The sequence below is a fragment of the Colwellia sp. BRX10-3 genome, from assembly GCF_014077505.1.
In the GTDB taxonomy this organism is placed as follows: domain Bacteria; phylum Pseudomonadota; class Gammaproteobacteria; order Enterobacterales; family Alteromonadaceae; genus Cognaticolwellia.
In genome coordinates this window covers 133,991-156,408 of the sequence record NZ_JACGWA010000004.1, presented here as the reverse complement: position 1 = coordinate 156,408, position 22,418 = coordinate 133,991, and the positions used below count along the sequence as shown (strand labels likewise).

General features: G+C 38.9%; 21 protein-coding genes. 1 reads left to right on the top strand and 20 read right to left on the bottom strand.

Features of this window, described 5'->3' with window-relative positions; genetic code table 11:
- Positions 1–140: 140 nt before the first annotated feature.
- From H4J38_RS08825 to H4J38_RS08770, 12 genes are all read right to left on the bottom strand, one after another.
- The gene (locus tag H4J38_RS08825; RefSeq protein WP_182131520.1) at positions 141–1,139 is read right to left on the bottom strand and encodes an NADP-dependent oxidoreductase; all 999 of its coding nucleotides are present in this window, start codon (positions 1,137–1,139) and stop codon (positions 141–143) included.
- A gap of 191 nt (positions 1,140–1,330) precedes the next feature.
- Positions 1,331–2,989 (bottom strand): AMP-binding protein, encoded by a 1,659-nt coding sequence (locus H4J38_RS08820; protein WP_182131423.1) that lies wholly within the window; start codon positions 2,987–2,989, stop codon positions 1,331–1,333.
- An 86-nt stretch (positions 2,990–3,075) separates the two neighbouring features.
- Positions 3,076–4,257, bottom strand: coding sequence for an acetyl-CoA C-acyltransferase (locus H4J38_RS08815; protein ID WP_182131422.1), 1,182 nt, complete (start codon positions 4,255–4,257; stop codon positions 3,076–3,078).
- 80 nt (positions 4,258–4,337) lie between these two features.
- Positions 4,338–5,252 carry an SDR family NAD(P)-dependent oxidoreductase gene (locus H4J38_RS08810; RefSeq protein ID WP_182131421.1) on the bottom strand — a complete coding sequence of 305 codons (915 nt, stop codon included), beginning with the start codon at positions 5,250–5,252 and terminating at the stop codon, positions 4,338–4,340.
- A 51-nt stretch (positions 5,253–5,303) separates the two neighbouring features.
- Positions 5,304–5,765: a MaoC family dehydratase gene (locus H4J38_RS08805; protein WP_182131420.1), complete on the bottom strand. Its 462-nt coding sequence runs from the start codon at positions 5,763–5,765 to the stop codon at positions 5,304–5,306.
- A 103-nt stretch (positions 5,766–5,868) separates the two neighbouring features.
- Entirely contained in the window at positions 5,869–7,674 is a 1,806-nt protein-coding gene (locus H4J38_RS08800) for an acyl-CoA dehydrogenase (protein ID WP_182131419.1), read from the bottom strand.
- 91 nt (positions 7,675–7,765) lie between these two features.
- Positions 7,766–8,527, bottom strand: coding sequence for an SDR family NAD(P)-dependent oxidoreductase (locus H4J38_RS08795; protein WP_182131418.1), 762 nt, complete (start codon positions 8,525–8,527; stop codon positions 7,766–7,768).
- A gap of 43 nt (positions 8,528–8,570) precedes the next feature.
- Positions 8,571–9,647, bottom strand: a complete 1,077-nt coding sequence (locus H4J38_RS08790) for a phosphotransferase family protein (RefSeq protein WP_404842604.1) — start codon at positions 9,645–9,647, stop codon at positions 8,571–8,573.
- A gap of 19 nt (positions 9,648–9,666) precedes the next feature.
- The gene (locus H4J38_RS08785) at positions 9,667–10,875 is read right to left on the bottom strand and encodes an acyl-CoA dehydrogenase family protein (protein WP_182131417.1); all 1,209 of its coding nucleotides are present in this window, start codon (positions 10,873–10,875) and stop codon (positions 9,667–9,669) included.
- A gap of 79 nt (positions 10,876–10,954) precedes the next feature.
- Positions 10,955–12,076, bottom strand: a complete 1,122-nt coding sequence (locus H4J38_RS08780; protein WP_182131416.1) for an NADH:flavin oxidoreductase — start codon at positions 12,074–12,076, stop codon at positions 10,955–10,957.
- A 118-nt stretch (positions 12,077–12,194) separates the two neighbouring features.
- Positions 12,195–12,962 (bottom strand): SDR family oxidoreductase, encoded by a 768-nt coding sequence (locus H4J38_RS08775; protein ID WP_182131415.1) that lies wholly within the window; start codon positions 12,960–12,962, stop codon positions 12,195–12,197.
- 39 nt (positions 12,963–13,001) lie between these two features.
- Positions 13,002–13,724: a histidine phosphatase family protein gene (locus H4J38_RS08770; protein ID WP_182131414.1), complete on the bottom strand. Its 723-nt coding sequence runs from the start codon at positions 13,722–13,724 to the stop codon at positions 13,002–13,004.
- Positions 13,725–14,407: 683 nt separating this feature from the next.
- On the opposite strand from H4J38_RS08770, the gene H4J38_RS08765 reads away from it, so the two are divergent.
- Positions 14,408–15,307 (top strand): LysR family transcriptional regulator, encoded by a 900-nt coding sequence (locus H4J38_RS08765; RefSeq protein WP_182131413.1) that lies wholly within the window; start codon positions 14,408–14,410, stop codon positions 15,305–15,307.
- Positions 15,308–15,419: 112 nt separating this feature from the next.
- Here the strand turns inward: H4J38_RS08765 and H4J38_RS08760 are convergent, their stop codons facing one another.
- The 8 genes from H4J38_RS08760 to yejK form a co-directional block, all read right to left on the bottom strand.
- Positions 15,420–16,322 (bottom strand): radical SAM protein, encoded by a 903-nt coding sequence (locus H4J38_RS08760; RefSeq protein ID WP_182131412.1) that lies wholly within the window; start codon positions 16,320–16,322, stop codon positions 15,420–15,422.
- A gap of 296 nt (positions 16,323–16,618) precedes the next feature.
- The gene (locus tag H4J38_RS08755; RefSeq protein WP_182131411.1) at positions 16,619–16,945 is read right to left on the bottom strand and encodes a TM2 domain-containing protein; all 327 of its coding nucleotides are present in this window, start codon (positions 16,943–16,945) and stop codon (positions 16,619–16,621) included.
- Between the two features lie 180 nt (positions 16,946–17,125).
- Complete coding sequence (locus tag H4J38_RS08750; protein ID WP_259365454.1) at positions 17,126–17,353, bottom strand: cupin domain-containing protein; 228 nt, start codon at positions 17,351–17,353, stop codon at positions 17,126–17,128.
- Between the two features lie 235 nt (positions 17,354–17,588).
- Positions 17,589–18,344 (bottom strand): ABC transporter substrate-binding protein, encoded by a 756-nt coding sequence (locus H4J38_RS08745; protein WP_182131410.1) that lies wholly within the window; start codon positions 18,342–18,344, stop codon positions 17,589–17,591.
- A 42-nt stretch (positions 18,345–18,386) separates the two neighbouring features.
- On the bottom strand, positions 18,387–19,217 hold the full coding sequence (locus tag H4J38_RS08740; protein WP_182131409.1) for a M23 family metallopeptidase: 831 nt from the start codon (positions 19,215–19,217) through the stop codon (positions 18,387–18,389).
- A complete protein-coding gene (locus H4J38_RS08735) occupies positions 19,210–20,091 on the bottom strand; it encodes a 6-carboxytetrahydropterin synthase (protein WP_182131408.1) in 882 nt (293 codons plus the stop codon). The genes H4J38_RS08740 and H4J38_RS08735 overlap by 8 nt, the downstream gene beginning before the upstream one ends.
- Before the next feature lie 16 nt (positions 20,092–20,107).
- Positions 20,108–21,136 carry a dihydroorotase gene (pyrC, locus tag H4J38_RS08730; protein ID WP_182131407.1) on the bottom strand — a complete coding sequence of 343 codons (1,029 nt, stop codon included), beginning with the start codon at positions 21,134–21,136 and terminating at the stop codon, positions 20,108–20,110.
- An 87-nt stretch (positions 21,137–21,223) separates the two neighbouring features.
- Entirely contained in the window at positions 21,224–22,363 is a 1,140-nt protein-coding gene (yejK, locus tag H4J38_RS08725; protein ID WP_182131406.1) for a nucleoid-associated protein YejK, read from the bottom strand.
- Positions 22,364–22,418: the final 55 nt, after the last annotated feature.

Here is a 22,418-nt window from a genome sequence, read left to right as displayed (position 1 = left end):
TGCTGAGGACATTATTTATCAATTTTTGACACATATTTATTTCCAATTTAATATAATGCTATAGCCAAGGTGTATTATTATTTTGCTATAGCATGTGGTTCAATAACATATATTTTAAGGGTATATTTTTAACTAACTGTTTAAAGTTTAACGATTAACTTACCTTTATTTTTACCCGTAAAAAACAAGTTCAAACCTGTCATTGCAGATTCTAGTCCTTCTAAAACATGCGCACGATGCTTTATTTTCCCCTGCATAACGTAAGGCGTAAGTTTTGTTAATAACGCCGGAATTTCACCAAAATGATCTGGCATGGTAAAACCTTGTATCGTCAGGCGTTTTTTAATGATATTAATCCAGCTTGGTGCTAAATCAGGAGTTTGCTTAGAATAATCAGCAATCATGCCACAAACGGCAATACGACCATGGGCATTCATTCTTTCATATACATGGTGCTGTATTGGTCCGCCAGTATTTTCAAAGTAAACGTCAATACCGCGTGGTGTTAGTTCAGCTAACTTTTCAGCTAAGTTATCTGTTTTATAATTAACTGCGCCGTCAAAGCCTAATTCATTAATAATCCAATCAGCTTTTTCATCACTACCCACAATACCAATAACGGTTAAACCATCGGCTTTAGCTAACTGACCCACAATTGAGCCAACCGAGCCAGCAGCGCCAGAAACAACCAGTGTTTCACCACTTTTTGGCTTACCGATACTGTACAAGCCTTGTGTGGCTGTTAAACCTGGTAGAGCGAACACCGATAGAACGGCTTCGTCTGGCAGTGGCGCAGCAACTTTGTTCAAACCTGCGCCGTCACTTAAGTAATACTCTGTCCATCCCATCATGCCCATGACACGATCGCCAACTTGGAAACCTTCATGGTTACTCTCTACAACTTCACCTATGCCTGAGCTACGCATAACATCACCTAATGCAACGGGCGGAATATAACTTTCTGTATCAGGGCTCATCCAACCAAACATAGCAGGATCAAGTGACATATGGTTTTGTTTAACTAAAAATTGTCCTTTGCCAATACTTGGCAGCTCTTTTTCAACTATTTCAAATAGTTCTGGACCAATTGGGCCGCCAGTTGGACGAGCGATTAAATTAATTGCGGTATAAGTTGTCATCATGTTTCTCTTTGTTGTTTTCTTTATCCAATAAAAAAGGCTAATGAACATGCTTAATGAACACTACTTAATAAATAATACCTAATAATCAAGACGCGTATCACAGCACTTGGTTACCAAGCTTTAAAATTAGATAAAGAAGTTGTTAATCTTATAAAGCCAATATTGGCAAATAGTTGCAGTTTAACTGCTTATTTTCGTAATTCTTTTCTTAATACTTTACCAACATTGGTTTTTGGTAAATCATCCATAAACTCAACAAATTTTGGACATTTATAATTAGTCAGCAATTTATGGCAGTGATCGAAAACATCTTTTTCGGTTAAATTTGGATCTTTTTTAACAATGAACACTTTTACCGCTTCACCGCTAGCATCATGTTTCACACCAATGGCCGCGGCTTCAAGCACACCAGCATGCATCACAAGCACTTCTTCTATTTCATTGGGAAAAACGTTAAAGCCAGAGACGATGATCATATCTTTTTTGCGGTCTACAATGTTGAAAAAACCATTTTCATCCATGGTGGCAATATCGCCCGTCGCTAACCAACCGTCTTTTAATACCTCATCGGTTGCGTCTTGGCGATTGTAATATCCTTTCATGACTTGTGGGCCTTTAACCCACATTTCGCCGGGTTGGCCTAATGTGACTTCTTCACCATCATCACCAATTAAACGAATATCTGTTGAGGGAGCAGGAAGACCTATTGAACCATTGTAACTTTCTTGGTTGTAAGGGCTCATGGTCACTAATGGTGCACATTCCGTTAAACCATAACCTTCCAATAAACGTGTCCCTGTCACTTTTTCCCATAATTCAGCTACAGGACGCTGCACTGACATACCACCAGCAAAACCAAGTTTTAATGGACTAAAATCAAGTTTATCAAAGCCTGGGGTATGCAATAAGCCATTAAATAAAGTGTTAACGCCGGTTATGGCGGTGAAAGGATACTTAGCGAGCTCTTTAACAAAACCGGGCATATCTCTAGGATTGGTAATTAATAGGTTAGTTCCACCAAACGGCATAAAACACAGGCAGTTAGAGGTTAGCGCAAAGATATGATAAAGCGGTAAAGCTGTTACCATAATTTCTTTGCCAACTTCATAGACATTTTTAGTGGCTGCGTTAGATTGTTCTAGGTTCGCGATCATATTGCGATGCGTTAACATCGCCCCTTTTGAAGGACCGGTTGTACCACCGGTATACTGTAAAAAAGCGAGATCAGAACCCACAATTTCAACGGGGTTAAAGTTAAGTGTTGCGCCACTAGCCAATGCATTATTAAATGTTATTGCTTTTGATAAGTTATACGCTGGTACTTGTTTTTTTACGTACTTGAGTACGAAATTAACCATCAGGCCTTTGACTTTACTTAGCCTGTCACCAACACCGGTAAGAATAACGTGTTCTACATCAGTTTTATCAATAACCGCTTCCAGTACGTGCGCAAAATTTTCAAGAATAAGAATAGATTTTGCACCAGAGTCCTTCAATTGGTGTTGTAACTCACGCGCTGTGTATAGCGGATTAACATTAACCACGGTTAATCCGGCAATAAGAGCACCAAATAGTGCCACTGGATATTGCAAAAGGTTAGGGATCATAATGGCAAATTTATCGCCTTTTACTAAGCCTAAACCTTGTTGTAAATAAGCCGCGAAGTCAGTCGCTTGTTGCTCTAATTCTTGATAGGAAATACTGGCACCCATATTAATAAATGCCGTATTGTTCTCGTAAAGCTTAGTGTATTTTGAAAATAAATCCGCCAAAGAAATATATTTGTCTGGGTCTATTTCCCATTCAACACCTGGTGGATAACTCTTCTCAAGCCAAATTTTTTCCATCGTATATCTCCCCGCTTACTCATTTTATGGAATTTAATAAGTGACATTATTATTATTTTTGATGTCGCTCTACTTTGCTGTATCGATTAAAGTACTTCAAATAAACCTGCAGCACCTTGACCACCACCAATACACATGCTGATCACAACATATTTTACACCACGGCGTTTACCTTCAATTAACGCATGCATAACCATACGTGTTCCGCTCATACCGTATGGATGACCAATTGAAATAGCCCCACCATTTACATTAAGGCGATGTTCTGGAATCCCTAACTTTTCTGCGCAATAGATAACTTGCACAGCAAATGCTTCGTTAATTTCCCATAAACCAATATCGTCCATAGTTAAATTATTACGCGCCAGTAATTTTGGTATCGCAAAAATAGGGCCTATGCCCATTTCATCAGGTTCACAACCCGTAACCACCATACCGCGATATGCGCCTAACGGTTTTAGGCCGCGCTGCTCTGCTAATTCACGCTCCATTAATACAACAGCGGCTGCACCATCAGACAACTGTGATGCATTTCCACCTGTGATAGAACCATTATCTTTCACGGTTTTTAATGCTGACAAACCTTCAATATTGGTCGATGGGCGGTTCCCCTCATCTTGCGTTAAGGTAACTTCTTCTTTACTGATATCACCAGTCGCTTTATCCATAACCAATTTTGTTGCCGTAACCGGGACAATTTCATCGTCAAACTTGTTTGCTGCTTGTGCATCAGCTGTACGTTGTTGAGATTTAAGCGCATAGGCATCTTGTGCCGCTCTTGAAATATCATAACGATTGGCAACGACTTCTGCAGTATCTAGCATAGGCATATATATCGCTGGACGATAGGTTTTAACACTGGGATCAACCAAGCGATAAATATTCATTTTATCATTTTGCACTAAACTGATTGAGTCACAACCACCAGCAACCATCACTTGTGCGCCATCACAAACAATATGATTGGCGGCTGTAGCTATCGACATTAAACCAGATGAACATTGTCGATCAATAGTCATACCGGCAACAGATACTGGTAATTCAGCCGCCATCGCTACTTGTCGACCAAAGTTCATGCCTTGATTACCTTGCGTTAATGCTGCACCAAAAATACAGTCTTCAATTTCATTGGCATCGATTCCTGCCCGTTCTACCGCAGCTTTTACCGCCACAGCAGCAAGTGTTGGTGCTGATAAATCATTAAATGCTCCTCGGTATGCTTTACCAATTGGCGTACGTGCTACTGATACTATCACTGCTTCTCTCATGACTGATTCCTTTTAACTTGCTGAATAAATTAAAATTAGCTAGATAACTTTGCATTAAAAACAGTTACGCGTGACTATTTTTATTGTGATTTCATGAAGGCCATTGCTTTTAAAACAAACTTTTCACCTTGTTTTGCCCCTGACGCTAATGTCGCTTGGCCTGTTTGCTGTGTTAGTTCCTGCCATTGCTCACGCACGGCTTCAGGGCTTTGGTTATGCTGGGGAATAAAACAACCTTCGGTTTCAAATATACTGGCACTTGAATAACCGCCTGCGCCAGCACATAAAATAAAACGATTAGGTGCGTCGTCATCACACAGTGTCAAAAGTCCTGCGGTTACAGCTTCAGGTGCAAATTTTTGCACAATTTCTGGAGGCATTAAATCTTCTGTCATACGTGTACCCGCTGTTGGTGCGAGTGCATTTATCCGAATATTGTTTTTTGCCCCTTCTAGTACTAAGGTATTCATCAATCCTAGTACCGCCATTTTTGCAGCACCGTAATTTGATTGTCCGAAATTACCGTACATGCCACTGGAAGATGTGGTCATCACGATACGACCATAGTTTTGTGCGCGCATGATTTCCCAAACCGCTTTCGTGCAGTTAACAGAGCCCATGACATGAACATCCATCACCAATTTAAAATCATCCAAAGTCATTTTTGAAAAAGATTTATCACGTAAAATGCCAGCATTGTTAATAAGAATATCAACACGACCCCATTTTTCCATGGCTTGATTAACCATGTCTTGCACTTCATCAAAGTTTGCAACGTTAGCACCGTGGCTGATAGCTTCACCGCCATTTTCTACAATTAAACGCACAACTTCTTGAGAGGCTGCTGACGATGCACCGCTGCCATCGCGAGCGCCGCCTAAATCGTTAACCACCACTTTTGCGCCACGTGCCGCAAGTGCTAATGCGTGAGAGCGACCTAAACCGTTACCTGCGCCGGTAACTATGGCGACCTTTCCTGCAAAATTAATTGACATAATACTTCCTTAAAACTTTTTTTATAAACAATGTATAGACGATATATGGCTTTACTTCACCATTTGAACTGAAACCCACTCTGCAACTAATGCTGGCGTGTCACAATCTTCAATTTCAACCGTTACTTGTGTACATAAACGATATTGCCCTGGTTTTTTCTCTTCAATGACTAAGATTTTAGCGTGTGCTCTAACACGACTATTTACTTTGACAGCTTGTAGGAACCTGACCTTATCAAACCCAGCATTTAAGCCCATATAAAAACCTTCAATAATGACACTGAAATCTTCAGCAAAATGAGAAAGCATTGATAAAGATAAAAACCCATGTGCGATGGTTGAACCGAAAGGTGTTGCTTTAGCCTTTTCTTCATCAACATGGATAAATTGATGATCGAGAGTACAATCTGCAAATTGATTAATTTGCGCTTGCGTTATCTCGTGCCAAGGGGTGGGTTCGGCTTCAAAACCAATGTAATTTGCTATTACATCTTTTTTTATTATGGTTGGCATAGTTAGTCTCCATTTAACTGTTTTAGCTAGATTCATCTAGTTAAGCTTTACTTAAAGTTAAGATATAGCCCTATTCACTATGGATTAGCGCTATCGTAAAACTTTAAAACCAGTCTGCTTTCATGTCATACGTTGTACTGTCAGTGTTGTGTAAAATGTTTGACCATAACGCTATCTTTGGTAGCTCAAAACGATAAAAATACTGCAATGCTTGAAGTTTTCCGTTATAAAAATTCTCATCTGCTTGATGCGGATGCTTACCCAGTGCTTGGCTTGCAACAATACCCTGCTTTAACCATAACCACGCCACAATAACGTGACCAAATAGTTCTAGGTATTTGACAGAATTTGCTAACGCTAAATCTATATTACGGGTCGACATTGCGCCTAACACACTTTCTGTTGTTTGCTTTAAGGTATTAACGGCCTCGATAAGTTGTGTGGAAAATTCATCTAGATTTTTACATTGTTTTGCTGCTTCGATTGTTTTATAAATTTCGCCTAGTGTTGCCGTGTATCCGGCCATTTTATGCATCGGTACTTTTCGGGTTAATAAGTCTAACGACTGAATACCTGTAGTGCCTTCATGTATAGCGTTTAAGCGATTATCTCGATAAAACAACTCGACAGGATGTTCGTTGATATAACCATGACCGCCGAGTACTTGAATCGCTAAATCGTTCGCTTTGGTGCCATATTCAGACGGCCAAGTTTTAATAATAGGCGTTAGGAAGTCTAATAACACGTGTGCGTGCTCTCTCGCTTCAACTGTTGGGGCGGTTTTTTCGTCATCGCTTAGTTGTGAGCCGTAAAGTACTAACGAAAGTGCGCCTTCAGCATAAGTTTTTTGCGCTAATAACATCCGGCGAACATCGGCATGTTCTATAATATTAACAATAGGAGAAAGCGGATCTTTACAAGATGGCAAGCGCCCTTGTGGACGATTTTTAGCGTAATCTAGCGCGTATTGATACCCTGCAATCGCCAGTGTTGCACCACTTGTACCTACCATAATACGTGCCTCATTCATCATATGAAACATGTACTTAAGTCCTTGGTTTTCTTCTCCCACCAAATAACCTATTGAGCCATTTTTCTCACCGAAACTTAATGCCGTTGATGTTTGCGCACGACCACCCATTTTGTGGAATAAGCCCGCAAGAGCAACTTCGTTATCATCACCCACAATGCCGTCATCACTCACTAAAAACTTAGGCACCACAAACAACGAAATACCTTTAACGCCTCTAGGCGCGCCTTGAACTCGGGCAAGAACAAGATGAACAATGTTTTCACTTAAGTCATGATCGCCACCAGAAATATAAATTTTATTACCGCTAATACGATATGTGCCATCTTCAGACTTCACTGCTTTAGTAATTAAATCGCCAAGCCCTGAACCACTGCCAGGTTCTGTCATCGCCATGGTGCCCATAAATCGGCCTGAACGCATAGGTTTAACCCATTTATCTATAAGCGCCTTGCTACCATAGGCTTCAAGTAAATTTGCATTAGCGTTGGTCAACATGTTGTAACCTAAACCCACACCACCTGCAGCGGTTAAATACGTGCTAGCAGCACTGGCAATAATAGGCGGTAACTGCATGCCGTTTGATTCGTAATCTGCCGTAGCTGACGAAATACCCGAGGCTATCACCGCTTCAATGGCCGGTTTTAATTCAGGGATAAGGCTGACGTTTTTACCGTCGAATGTGGGTTGATGAGTATCTAGCTTTTGTCGAATAGGTAAGAAGTGTTTCTCAGCTATCGCTTTAGCGGTATTAATAACTTCATTGAAGGTTTGACGGTCATGATCTTGATAGCGCTGCCTTTTTATCAGTGACTCACTATCAAAAAGTTCATAGAGCATGAATTCAAGATCACGTTCATTCATTAATGTTGCAGACATAAATTAGCTTCTCATCTTTTTACTTTTCTAAATAACACCGAGTTTTTTGCTTATTGGTTAACCGGTGCGTTTTACTCATAGCAATTACAGATTACTGAGCAGAAACACCGCCATCTATGGCGATACATTGTCCGGTCATATAAGTATTGGCTGGCGATAGCATCATCAGCATCATGGCAACAATTTCTTTCGGCTGACCTAAACGGTTCATAGGGGCGCCTTTGCTCATTCTTTTTTGTTGTTCTTGGTCAGCAAAATTAGTCACCATAGGCGTTAAGGTAAAAAACGGGCAAATAGCGTTTATACGAATATTGTTGCGACCATACTCAACAGCACCTGTTTTGGTTAAACCAATAACCGCATGTTTAGCCATAGCATAAGCACTGCCTCTTGCTGCACCGCTGATACCCGCCATAGAACTGACATTAAGAATAGCGCCTTCACCTTGTTGCAACATTTGTTGTATTTGATGGCGCATACCAAATTGCACACCTTTAACGTTAATGGCAAATTGGCTGTCCATTATTGACTCGTCAATTTCGTGCAGTGGCATAAACTCATGAGCAACACCGGCGTTGTTAACCCCAATATCGACACGACCAAAGTTTTCAATTGCGGTATCTACCATTGCTTTACAATCATCATTTTTTGAAACGTCACATGCCATGGCAATAACTGAAGCGCCAGTTGCTGCAATATCATCAGCCACTTTTAGCACGCCAGATTTGTTAATATCACTGATCACTAATTTTGCGCCACGTTTGGCTAGCTCTTCAGCTAACAGCTGGCCAAAGCCTTGCGCTGCACCTGTTATAACAGCTACTTTCCCGGTAAAATCTAATAGTGGATCCATGTTACTTCCTTACATTACAAATATTGTTTGATATAAAACTAATTTATGGCTCGTCTGAATTTTTAATAATACTTAAAGCCATTTGCGCTAGAGGTTCGACAAATGCCCCAACTTTATTGGCATGTTCATTTGAGGCATTACCCTCTGATGCTCGTTTTGCCACACCTTGCACTATTGCCGCTAACCTAAAAAAGCTAAACGCAAGGTAGAAGCTCCAATTTTGGATACCATCAATACCCATGCGTTGACAGTAATCCCCGACATATTCTTCTTCTGTCGGTATGCCTAAACTTGCTCTATCAACGCCTTTTAAGCCATCGATAGTGCCCATGCCTTGTGGCATACGTAATTGCATACATTGATAAGCTAAATCAGAAAATGGATGTCCTAAGGTGGACAACTCCCAATCGAGCACCGCCATAACTTCAGGTTTATCTTTGGCGAACATCATATTGTCTAAGCGAAAATCACCATGAACCAAACAAACTTTGCCATCATCTTCTGGTAGATGTTTCTCAAGCCAGAGTATTAGTTGATCCATGGCAGGAATTTTTTGTAGTTCTGTTGTACGGTATTGCGAAGTCCAACGGCCAAATTGTCGTTCAAAATAATTACCCGCCTTTCCGTAGTCTTGTAAACCGACAGCATCTATATCAACACTGTGCAGCGCGACTAATGATTTATTCATCGCATCATACATTTGGCTACGATAAGCATTGGTTGAAATTTCAGGTAATGATGCGCTCCAGTAAACAGCGCCATCACAAAACTCCATCAGGTAAAACATAGCACCAATAAGGCTGGTATCACGACAAAGGTGATAGACCTGAGCAACGGCAACGTCTGTATCTTTTAGTGCATTAAGCACTTGATATTCTCGGTCAACAGCATGGGCAGATTTTAATAATTTTCCCGGCGGCTGGCTGCGCAGTACATACAAGCCTGATTTGGCTGTTACTTTATAGGTAGGATTTGATTGCCCACCAGTAAACTTTGTTAAGGTGATCGGGCCAATAAAACCAGCGACATGAGACTCAAGGTATTGAGTTAATTTTTCTACATCAAATGTAACCGTTGCAGTCATAGGTTTTTTCTCTTCAATTGGTTTATCTCTTCTCATTGCTTCAAAGTAGCTGCTATTACGTCGACTTTTTCACTAAATCTCGGCCTAGTTGCATCATGTGTACTTGATCAGGGCCATCAGCTAAACGCAGTGTTCTTTGTCCGGCATACGCATGAGCTAAAAAGGTATCTTGACTGACACCCACAGCGCCATGGCATTGAATAGCGCGATCTATGACATCAAGTGACATATTTGGTGCAACAATCTTTATCATCGCGATAATATCTTTAGCGGCTTTATTACCCTCTGTATCCATCTTTTGCGCTGCTTTTAAAGTCATCAGACGTGCCTGTTCAATTTGACAAGCAGAAATTGCAATATCTTCACGCACAGATTGTTGCTTGATCATCGGGCGGCCAAAAACAATTCGCTCGTTAACCCGCTTACACATTAAATCTAAGGCGCGTTGTGCAATACCAACTGAGCGCATGCAATGATGAATACGTCCTGGACCTAGGCGACCTTGTGCAATTTCAAAACCTTTACCTTCACCAACAATAATGTTTGTAACGGGTACACGAACATTTTCAAAGGTGATTTCAGCATGCCCTTCTGGTGCGTCGTTATAACCAAAGACTTGCATTGGTCGCACCATAGTTACACCCGGTGTATTCATCGGCACTAGAACTTGAGACTGCTGAATATATCGGTTGCTATTACCTGGGTCTGTTTTGCCCATCACGATCATAATTTCACATTGTTTGCGACATGCGCCGCTAATATAAAATTTTCGACCATTGATGACATATTCATCACCATCACGTTCAATACGTAGTTCAATGTTAGTCGCATCGCTCGAGGCTACTTCTGGCTCTGTCATAGCAAAAGCTGAACGAATTTTGCCTTCAAGTAGCGGCTCTAACCATTGTTTTTTCTGCGCTTCGTTACCATATTTCGCTAATACTTCCATATTACCGGTATCAGGCGCAGCACAATTAAACACTTCAGGTGCCCACATCACTTTACCCATAATTTCAGCAAGCGGTGCATATTCTAAGTTAGTTAACCCGGCACTATATTTACCGTAACTTACCGGTAAAAATAAATTCCATAAGCCTTGCGCTTTTGCTTTGGCTTTAAGTGCTTCCATTAACGGTGGCGTTGACCATTGATTTTGAGCTACTTGCTCATGCATTTTCGCTTCAACAGGATAAACATGCTCATCCATAAACACGGTTACACGTGCAATTAGTTCTTTAACCTTGTCGCTGTATTCAAAATCCATGGGAAATCCTTATATTTTTAAATGCCGTTTTTTATGTCGCCATTCATGCCAATAGTTATATAGACATAAATGGCGTTTATTAACTTAATTTCATCAGCGCATCTTTATTAAATGGCGCTATTTCGTCGTCTTTATTGTGCTGAATTTTGTTTACCCATTCAGGGTCAACTAACAACGCGCGGCCAATGGCCACCAGATCAAATTCATCATTATTTAAACGTATTAATAAACCTTCAATACCCATTGGGTTAGAGGTACCTCCAAGGTCAGTGCTACCTTCACCAGTAAAGTCGCTATCTAAGCCAACACTACCTACGGTGATAACGGGCTTATTGGTAAGCTTTTTGGTCCAACCGGCAAGGTTTAACTCTGAACCTTCAAACTCAGGTAACCAAAAACGGCGGGTGCTGGCATGAAACACGTCAACACCGGCATTGCTGAGTAAAGATAGGAATGTTGCTAATTCTTTGGGTGTTTGGCAAAGCTTAGCGTTGTAATCTTGCTGCTTCCATTGAGAAAACCTAAATATGATAGGAAAGTCTTCACCGACAGCAAGGCGAATAGCCTCAACTATTTCAACAGCGAAACGCGCTCTATTTTCTAATGAGCCACCATATTTATCGCTACGTTGGTTTGTACCTTCCCAAAAGAATTGATCAACCAAATAGCCATGCGCGCCATGCACTTCAATCGCATCAAAGCCAATAGCTTTGGAATCAGCTGCAGCTTGAGCAAACGAGGCAACGACTTCATCGATATCTGCTTGGCTCATCGCCACACCGTTTGGTGCGCCCGGCTTATATAAACCTGATGGACTATAGGCAGGAATTGCTTTATCTGGACCAATACCTTCTTTACGTACTGAGCCAACATGCCATAGCTGTGGTGCTATTTTTCCGCCTGCAGCATGCACTTCATCAACTACATGTTTCCAGCCTGCTAGTGCTTCTTCGCCAAAAATGGCGGGGACACGTTCATAACCATTGGCCGCTTTATGCGAAATAAAAGTACCTTCAGTAATAATTAAACCGACATTACCTTCGGCTCTGCGACGATAATATTTAGCTACATCGGCATTGGGTACATAATTTGGTGAAAAAGTACGGGTCATTGGTGCCATAACCGTACGATTTCTTAGCGTTAAACCGCCTGTCGTAAATGACTGAAAAAGTTTTGCCGTTGCTGCATTATTGTTACTCATGTTATTTCCTAAACTCTCTTTTTTAATTGCTAATGTTCTGTAACTAGCGTGACTGCAGAACATCTGAAACAAGGTTTACTGCATGCAAACAATGTTAAACATATTTCAATGAATACTACTATCCGATTAAATAACCGCCATCGACATTAATTGCTGTACCTGTGGTGTAGCTAGAGGCATTTGAAACCAAGTACAAAACAGTACCTGCCATTTCTTCAGGCTGTGCTACACGCTTCATTGGTACGTGATGTAACAATTGTTCTAATATTTTGGGATTATTGACTAAAGTTGAGGCAAATTTAGTGTCTGTTCCTCCGGGTAATAAAGCATTAACACGAATATTAAATTGCGCGCATTCTTTAGCGAAGGTTTTGGTCATGGAAATAACCGCGGCTTTGGTAATGGAATATATCCCTTGATAATCACCGGGTATAACGCCATTGATAGAAGCAACGTTAACAATCGCACCACCTTCGTTAGCTTTCATTAATTTAGCGCCAATCGTTGACATGAAAAAGTAACCACGAATATTAACGTCGACAGTCTTTTGAAATGCGGCTAAATCTGTATCTAATACATGACCAAAGTACGGGTTTGTAGCGGCGTTATTCACTAATATATCTAACTTACCGTGCTCTGTTGAAATTTGCTCAAAAATGCTTTCTATTTGTGCCATTTCACCAATGTGACAGCTAATAGCTTGTGCACTGCCGCCTGCGGCTATAATTTGATCGACAACGGCTTGGCACCCTTCAATTTTACGACTCGATACAATGACATGCGCGCCGTTTTGTGCTAGTAATTTTGCTATTTGCTCGCCAATGCCACGACTTGCTCCAGTAACTAAAGCAACCTTTCCTGTTAAATCAAATAAATTGGTACTCATATCTACCTTCCTATGTATAAATTTTGTATTTGTTATTTCTTATCTGAACGTTACCCAATCAGCACCCGCTTGGGTTAAATGAGCATAATTATTCAAATAATCGATACTGAACTTGTTTTTTGAAAAAAATAATTTGGTGACACTGGTATTACGTAATTGCTGAATTACCGCTAAGGTATTTTCATCAGATAAACCTAATATATGCTGAACAAGTACGGAGATAGTGCCCCCTGATGTAAAAATACATATGTTTTTTGATGGATTAACACTTCCAAAAGACTTTTTAATGGTTAATTCTTGGGTAACCACATCTTGTAAAGCAGCTATACAACGTTTTTTAAATTGTGACCAGCTTTCAATATAATCACCGTCGTACTTGCCACTCACCCAACGTTTGAGTGCGAGGGAGAATTCTTTTTGTAAAAAACGGTTCGCGTCAGGTTGTTGGCTAATTTTTGCTGCCATAACAACAAAGTTTTCCCACTGGGCATCGTAACGGGTCAACATATCAACATGGTTAAATTCATTGAAACCTGAATGTAAAACCGTGGAGGGTTTAATGCCCTGATAACCTTGCAAAAAATTATCTAATGTTTGTTCATGGCGCAGTAAATCACCTGAAAAGATTTTGTTAGGCGCCGGAAGAGCTTGCCAGAACTTACCTAGTAATTGCGATTGCCTATCGCCTTTTTCAGACAATTGATCATAATCAGCTTTACCAAATGAAGCTTGCCCGTGACGGATAAGATAAATAGCAGACATGAAACTAAACCAGCTCCATATCGTCTTGATTTTTATGTAAATTAAAACATACTCTTTTTATCATTGCTTACTTACCACTTTTAATTACTAGTTAAATGACTACTGCGATGGTCACACATCAGATATAGGCGATCAATCCATGCTAAATGCTATGGACAAATTAAACAAATGAATAGTTATTATGACCTGTTATTCAATATACGAATAACATCAAGTATGAGTTAATAATAAATAGAGCTGGAAATTATTAAAGATAATGGCTGAATATATGCAGTTACAATATAAAGAGGAATGATATAGAGCAAAGCATAAGCTGTGATGATAAGTGTGATCATCAATATTGCTGATGACAACCCTATTAATAAACAGCCTTGCAATAAAAATATTGCAAGGCTGTATTAATATCTATGGTTAAAAGTTAAGGATACGTAAATTGCTTTTCATATATATTGTTTAAACATGAATTATTATTTAAGTACATTTGATCGATTTTCAAATATTACTTAATTATCACCATTTGTTAAATTCTAATGATTTGTACAGCACAAATTTTGTACTACTTGACTATGCTATCTGCAGCTATTAAATTAAAAAAATGAATAGAATTAACAACCCATTATTCATATGATGAATAATATGAGTAAATTATTTGATTAATTATTGGCAAACCTAATGGGGAAAGTATGAAGGTAGACTTAAATTTATTTGTAGTGTTTGAAGCGATTTATTGCGAAGGCAATATTACTAAAGCGGCCTCAGCGCTTAATTTATCGCAACCGGCTGTCAGTCATTCGTTGAGTAAACTTCGCCATAATTTTGATGATGCTTTGTTTATACGTCAAGGTAACGAGATGCGACCCACACCGGTTGCCAATAATGTTATTGCTGATGTACGTGAAGCATTACAGCAATTAAAAGTTTGTTTAGCTCAGTCTAGACAATTTGAACCTTTGGTTTCTCGTAATAACTTTAATGTTTCGCTACATGGCGGTTTAGAAGCGTCATATTTACCGCCGTTAATGCAACGTATCAAAAAAGAGGCACCTTTAATTAATTTACAAAGTAGCCGGCGAGTTAATCGTAGTGAGTTGGAAAATAAACTTGCTAGTGGCGATATTGATTTAGCGATAGATACTCTAGTCCCAGTGAGTGACAATATTTTGCACACACAGTTAGATCAAAATAAATTGGTGGTGCTTGCACGAAAAAACCACCCTATTGTAAAGTCTACGCTCGACTTAGATACCTATCTCGCACAAGATCACGTACTAGTTTCGTCTCGCACAACGGGACCTAGTATTGAAGATTTTGAGTTAGGCCGATTAGGGCTGCAACGTAAAATTGGTTTAAGGTGTCAACACGCATTTTCGGCATGTAAAGTAATTGCTGAGAACAACATGTTGCTAACGCTTATTGAAACAACAGCTAAAATGTACAGCGAGGTACTTGATTTGGTGGTATTTCCTTTGCCAGTTAGTTTGCACGATATTGATGTGCATTTATATTGGCATACTAATGTAGATTTCGATCCTGCAAACAAATGGTTAAGAAATCAAATTATTCAAACCACATCAAATATATAAATGCACATTTAATAACATAGGTAAAAAATGAAAACACGGTATGTTAGTTACGCCGTGTTTTTTTAGCGCTTGGCAAATGCTATAAACATGGGTTTACTACAAATACCTTAGTTTATAACCCTCTTTCCCATTCTTGCCTGATGGGAATACTTTTAGATTGTTCTATCGCCATTTGTACTGTATTAACTAATTTTGCTTTATCCTTACCTAAAACACCCTTCAAGACTAAATAATTGGATGCATGATCAGATCTAAAAATTGTTTTATCTAATTTAAGTTCGGATAATAAAATTTTCATTTCATGAAACAATTCCTGTTGATGCAGTAGTCGAAATTCTTGACCTTTACGTTCACTAAAGTTCTTGGCAAAACGCTCTATCCCTAAAGGAAAACTAACCACCAAAGTAGATAAATAATCAGGTTGGGCTTCATTCATTAAGCGCGCAGAGTTAATGGCATGTTGCTTCGATAATGCGGGGCCGCCTAAGCCATTTAAAATCATCACTGATGATTTCATACCCGCTTGCTTTAGTTTATTTAACGCGACTAATGAACTTTGATAAGTTTCACCTTTTTCAATTAACTCAAGTACCTCGTTATCACCGCTTTCACAACCAACATATACCAAGGTTAACCCTAAAGCTTGCAGCTCAGATAATTGTTCCACGGTTTTATTGCCTAAATTTCTAGGTAAACAGTAACTCGACACTCGTGTCACATTGGGTAAATATTGTTTGATTAAACCTAAAATAGCTTTTAAACGATTGAACGGCAGCATCATGGCGTCGCCATCGGCTAAAAAAACCCTGCCAACCGGTAAGTTAGATGCAACTATAGTCAGTATTTCTTGCTCTATGAGTTCAAGTTTTTTGGGTTTGAATTTTTTACTATCGCTGGTATACATGTCACAAAATGTACATTTATTCCAAGAACAGCCATTAGTAACTTGTAAAATTAGGCTTTTCCACTCACTAGGAGGTCTAAATACAGGTTCAATATAACTTAATGGGTACATGATAAATCGTCTCTTAGGTACAACAATATTGGAGCATTGTATTCAAGGCATTAGATTTAGCCAGATAAAATAATAAACCGATAGCACGGGTAAACACACTATCGGTTTATTAAACGCGGTTAACATATATAAAAACCTGTTTAGATATAAGGCTTAGTTGACATTATAAAATATATTCTTGAGTATAATTTTCTTCTTATGTTACTGTCTAATTAATTAACTATACTTTTTTGTAAACACTAATGTTCAGGGCTCACTACTGGAATATAAAATATTGTTATACATAAAGTTAATTATTAAAATATTGGACTTAGTATATTGCCGTCAGCATCTTCAAATCGGCCAGCAAGTATGGTAATTAAATCAGCCAACCACCAAATACCGACACCACCTAAGGTAAATAACATAAAAAAACCACTGCGCTTTCTCCCATACACAAAACGATGAACGCCAAATACCCCCAGAAGTAAACAATATATAAAGGCAAAAAATCCTTGAACATTTTTACTGGAAACACCACCAAAAGCACTGGGTAAGTGTTGTTCTGCGCCACAATGTTCACAATCCGGAGCGCTATCAATTATATGATCACCACAATAACGGCAAAAAACCGATGTATTCATGCTATTCCCTAGTTTTATCGTAAATTTTTATAATTATTTTATGCAAGCATTCAATGTTATAAGAAAATGAGGTTCAGTAGTATTTTTTTAACTTTATGATGTTGCATGAAACCATATTTCTATTTCATCCGTTGCCTGCTCAAATACAGCGCTGTGTTCGACATTAGCAGGTACATGATATCACTGGCCTGTTGTTATTCGTTGAGTTTCACCTTGCATAGTTAAAATTAATTCACCACGCGTAATTACACCATAATTGTCTGTATCGTGCTTATGTGATGGTATATCTGTGCTCGCAGGATATGATGCAAACAACACTTCGCTACCATTTGCTGCTAATTTGTAAGCATCAAATCGACCATCATAAAGAGGCAGTTGCTTTATTCTATCAGGATATTGGCCAGCCATTTTTTGTCCTTTTCTCTTATATGAAAGTTTATGAATACCAAGTTTATAAAAACTAGGCTAAGTAATTATTTAAGTACTTTTATCCACCACTATAGGTGCGTTAAATTTATCATTCAAGCTTTAGGGGAACTACGATGAGTATAATGAATACAATAAGGATGGAGGAGTTTACGACTATATTTATCTAAAGTTTAACGGGTAGATAACACTCTTTGTTGTTTAATAGTGGTACAACTTAATTTAATTTACTCCACTTATTAATAATATTATCTAACTCACCAGATTTTTTTAAATCACTAATGGCTTGATCTATAGCTTTAACAACTGTGGGTTTAACTGATTTTTTGCTAAACATCATATGAATCTCTGCTTGGTAAATATTTAATGAATGTTTTTCAAACTCTCCATTCATTTTATACTTGTTAGAGAACGCTTTTATGGTGGTAGGATCAACAAGAAAACCATCAATGTGCCCTGCTAATAGTAAAGTTACATTCTCTTCAATATCAACAACCTCAATAATATGCTCTTGAAATTCAGCCGTTTTCATCAGTGCTTTGTATTCGTCACCATAATAATAACCACTTTCGATTCCAATCATGTAATCGCTACCAGCGAGTTCATTTAATGTGACTAATTTAATGGTATTAGCTTCGCCATTTCTAACAAATAAATTCACGGTTTCTTGTCGATATGATTGGCTATACATAGCATAACGAAGACGTTCTTCACTTTTTGATGCGCCCATAGCAACATCCATTTCACCAGTTTTTAAATAGTGTAAGTGTCGCTTCCAGGGTAACTCTGTGTACGCTGTTGTATAACCAACTTTGGCAAGTATTGTGTTGAAAATTTCGAAGTCTAAGCCAACAAGCTCTTGCTGGCTATTTCTATATTGATATGGAAACCATAGCTCCCATCCAACTTGAAGATCTTTAGCATGACTAGTGAAGTTTATAATTAAACAAATTAAAAGTAGAAAATTTTTCATAATATCCTGACTAATAGCCTTTGTTAAATTATTATTGTTTATTTACTTTAAAGGCTTAAGCTTTAACACTAACTCGGGGTCTAATCTCATGTTAAACCAGTTTATACGCCAATCTAAGTGTGGGCCTGTAGCCCTGCCACTTGCGCCAACCGCAGCGACAAGCTGTCCCTTACTCACTTTATCACCAACACTGACATACGAATCGCTTAAATGCAAAAATGTTGAGCTAACGCCATGGCCGTGATCTATGATCATAGTGCCGCCAGAATAAAACATATCAGGTACAAACATCAGTATGGTGCCGTCTGCAGGTGATTTAACTGGGTCGCCAGTTTTTCCTGCGTAATCTAAGCCATAGTGTGGCGTTTTAGGTACGCCGTTATAGTAACGTTGACTACCATATACGCCCGTAATTATACCCTCGATTGGAGCAACAAAACCCTTAGCAAATGCAGTTAAGTTACTATCAACTTTTCGAGCAGCTTTTATTTTTTTATTATCTTCCCCAACACGGATATTTGCCTTTTTGTTCGGGTTCATAATGCTTTTAGCGATGCCTTCAACCCGTTGAATGTTGTATTCACGCTTTAGCGGCTTTAATATTCGCTTTTCAGCTGCGCCATTTGGGCTAAGAATTATGAGTTCGCTATTATTTTTTTCGTCTCGGCTAAAACCTAAAGCATAATCTCCGTTTTTAGAGACTTTGATTGATTTACCATTAAGCGTTACTTTATTGTCGGGCGATGTTTTTCCAACAATTAATGCGCCTTGGAAAAACTGCTCGCTAAGAAGTGTTTTAGCTGACAGGGCTTGCGAAATTAATAAGCCAGTAATAAACGAAAGTTTTAATAATAAAGTACACTGTTTAACCATTAGCAATGGCTCCTTTAGCAACACCTTCAAAGGCAACGACTTTAAATTCATCAATCGGTGATTGTTTCTTAAGTTGGCGAACAATAAAGTCTGCCAACAACTCAACCGTTGAGTCGCAATCAACTACATCTAAAATTGTATTTGGTACGGCAATATCAAATCGTCCTTGCGGCGCAAAGTAAGAAAATAATTGGTGTTTTGGAGTTAAGTTAGCAATAGCTGTTTCAGATAATTCTATATCGCTTAACGCCATACGGTCAGCTTCACTGGCTAAGTAAATATCTTGCCAGCGTAAACTCCAAACTTCTTCCAGCGCAGCTGAGCGTTGACCATTTTTATAGATATGAATTTTAGAGCGATGACCATGGGCGATACGTTGGCAATTACCATCGTGCAGCTTCAAACCATGAGTATAGTGATAGTAGGCACCATCAATGACTTCTGGTCGCAAATTTAACGTTAAACCCTGAACATTTTTTGGTAAATGCGTCAGAATTATCTTGGTTAAATATTCGGTTATCGAAGCAATATCTATTTGCTTAGTGTCTATTTTTGCAAATGCACAACTAGGTGATTGTAAATAGTAAGCACCCTGTTTTGAAGAGAAGTTTACAAACTCATGCCCTGAACGTTCAGTTGAAACCTCAACGCTAATCGCATTATCTTGCATCGGTAATAATAATTTATGATCGACAGCATCATCAATAATAGCCTTAATTTGCTTTTTAACCACGGCAAAATCAAGCACCATGCTCATTTCGTTTAAGCTGCCATCGAGTAAAACATCTACAATCCAACTTTCACCAACAATACCACGTGCCGCACAACAATATGAGAAGTCGATTACGGTTAAATCATTTACAAATAACTGCATTTATTCTAATCCCCTACTATTTCACTTGCCAAGCAATGGTTTCATTTGCTCGAATTGGCACCACTTGGTCGCTGCCAAATGCCATGGTTGCAGGTACGTCCCATGCTTCTTTTACTAGGGTTATTTTGTCACTGTTTACCGGTAAGTTATAAAATTTAGGGCCATGTAAACTGGCAAAGCCTTCAAGTTTATCAAGTGCACCAGCTTGTTCAAAAGCTTCAGCATATAACTCAATCGCAGCATGTGCTGTATAGGCACCAGCGCACCCGCAAGCGGCTTCTTTAGCTCCTTGTGGATGCGGCGCAGAATCAGTACCTAAGAAAAACTTCTCGCTACCACTTGTTGCTGCTTCCACTAATGCATGTTGGTGAATATTGCGCTTTAGAATTGGCAAACAATAATAATGTGGACGAATACCCCCCACTAACATGTGATTGCGGTTAAATAATAAATGATGAACCGTAATAGTAGCGGCTACATTTGCCCCTGCTGCTTTAACAAAGTCAACGGCATTTTTGGTCGTAATGTGCTCTAACACTATTTTTAATGTTGAGTACTTTGCTACTAACGGACGCAATATGGTATCGATAAAGACGGCTTCACGATCAAAAATATCAATATCATGATCGGTAACTTCACCGTGCACTAATAATGGCATGTTCACTTCTTCCATTGCGGCTAATACTGACGCAATGTTATCAACGTTGGTTACACCGGATGAAGAATTTGTGGTTGCACCTGCAGGGTAAAGCTTAGCCGCGTATACAATACCAGATGCTTTTGCGGCTTTAATATCTTCAGCCGTAGTTTGATCTGTTAAATACAACACCATTAAAGCTTGAAACTGTTTACTCGGGTTAGCAGCCATAATACGCTGATGGTATTGGTTAGCTAATTCAGCATTGGTCACTGGCGGCACAAGGTTTGGCATAATAATAGCGCGACCAAAGTAGCGGCTAATATCAGCAACGGTATTATTTAAGACTTCGCCATCACGCAAATGTACATGCCAGTCGTCTGGTCGAGTAATCGTTAATGTGGTCATTTTCATTCCTAATTTAATCTATTCATTTTCTATTACCGTTAGCGGGCAACATGATTTATATCTTACGAACCTTTCTTGTAACAAGGCTTAAAATTCGTTTAGTGAATTATCTTCATTATCTAAGTTTGAGCTTTCGTTATTCTGCTCTGTCGCCATTGTTTGGCTTTGACTACCATTTTGGTTCGCGCTTTGTTTAGCATTACTTTCTATTAAGGCTAATAGTTGATCTTTTAAGTTTGGCGGCACTTTATAAATAGTAATACTTTCATTGGCCTGATTATAAACAACATCTTGCCCAAAATGGCTGCGTTCGAAACTTAAACTGATCCCATTGCCATAACCCGCGTATTTAGTGACTTTATTTACTACGGCTTGATCATGTGGGAATGACTCTTCAATCGGGTATGATTGCTCTTGGCAAAATTTGTAAAAGTCTTGTCCGCTTTCTTCCGTTTTAATAACATTACCTATTTCTTGTAATGAAACGTCTTGCGCCGACTCTTTTTGCTCTTTGCAGTAACTCAGTAGCTCTTTACGGGATTGTTGCTTTTCATTAGCGTCAAATTGATTAACAGACACATAGTCTTCAACCGCTTGCACTAAGGTTTGGGTTTGTTCTTTTGAATTCAAGCCTTCTTCACAGCTTAAAAAGTCTAAGAAAAAGTCAGACACTTTTCTACCGGCGCGACCTTTAATAAATGAAATGTAGCGATTACCTTCAACATTATTTTTATAATCAAATAAGTCGATACGAGCCGCTAACTGCAACTTATTCGTATCAAGATGTTGATCTGCTGAAATGTTTAACTCACCGTCAACAGAATAATGTTCAGAAATAGGAATGATCGCTACCAGTAAATAGCGCCCGCCCATATACTCGTAATGACAAACAATTAAATAACCAGTTTCAGCCAGGTCATATTTTTCTAATTCATTTTTAAGTAAATTACCGGCTTGACTACTAAATTGATGAAAAGTTTGCGTATCACCTAAATAGCTTTCCATAATATCTACAAATCGGGCACTTTCACCTGCGGCTGGCATTGATGAAAAATGTCCGTACGCCTTACTTCCTTTGCTATTGTAAATTTTATGCAGTGCATCAACAAAACTTTCAATTTTGCTACTAGCCGCAACATTTTCAGGCCCTAACCTGAGTACAACTTCACCAGTTTCTTCTTTTTTTGATAAAAAATGCAGTGTTATATTCGAAATTATTAAGCTCATAGATAAAGGTCAGTATTATATTGTTCGGGCATTTGATAAACTTAAGTTTGTTTAT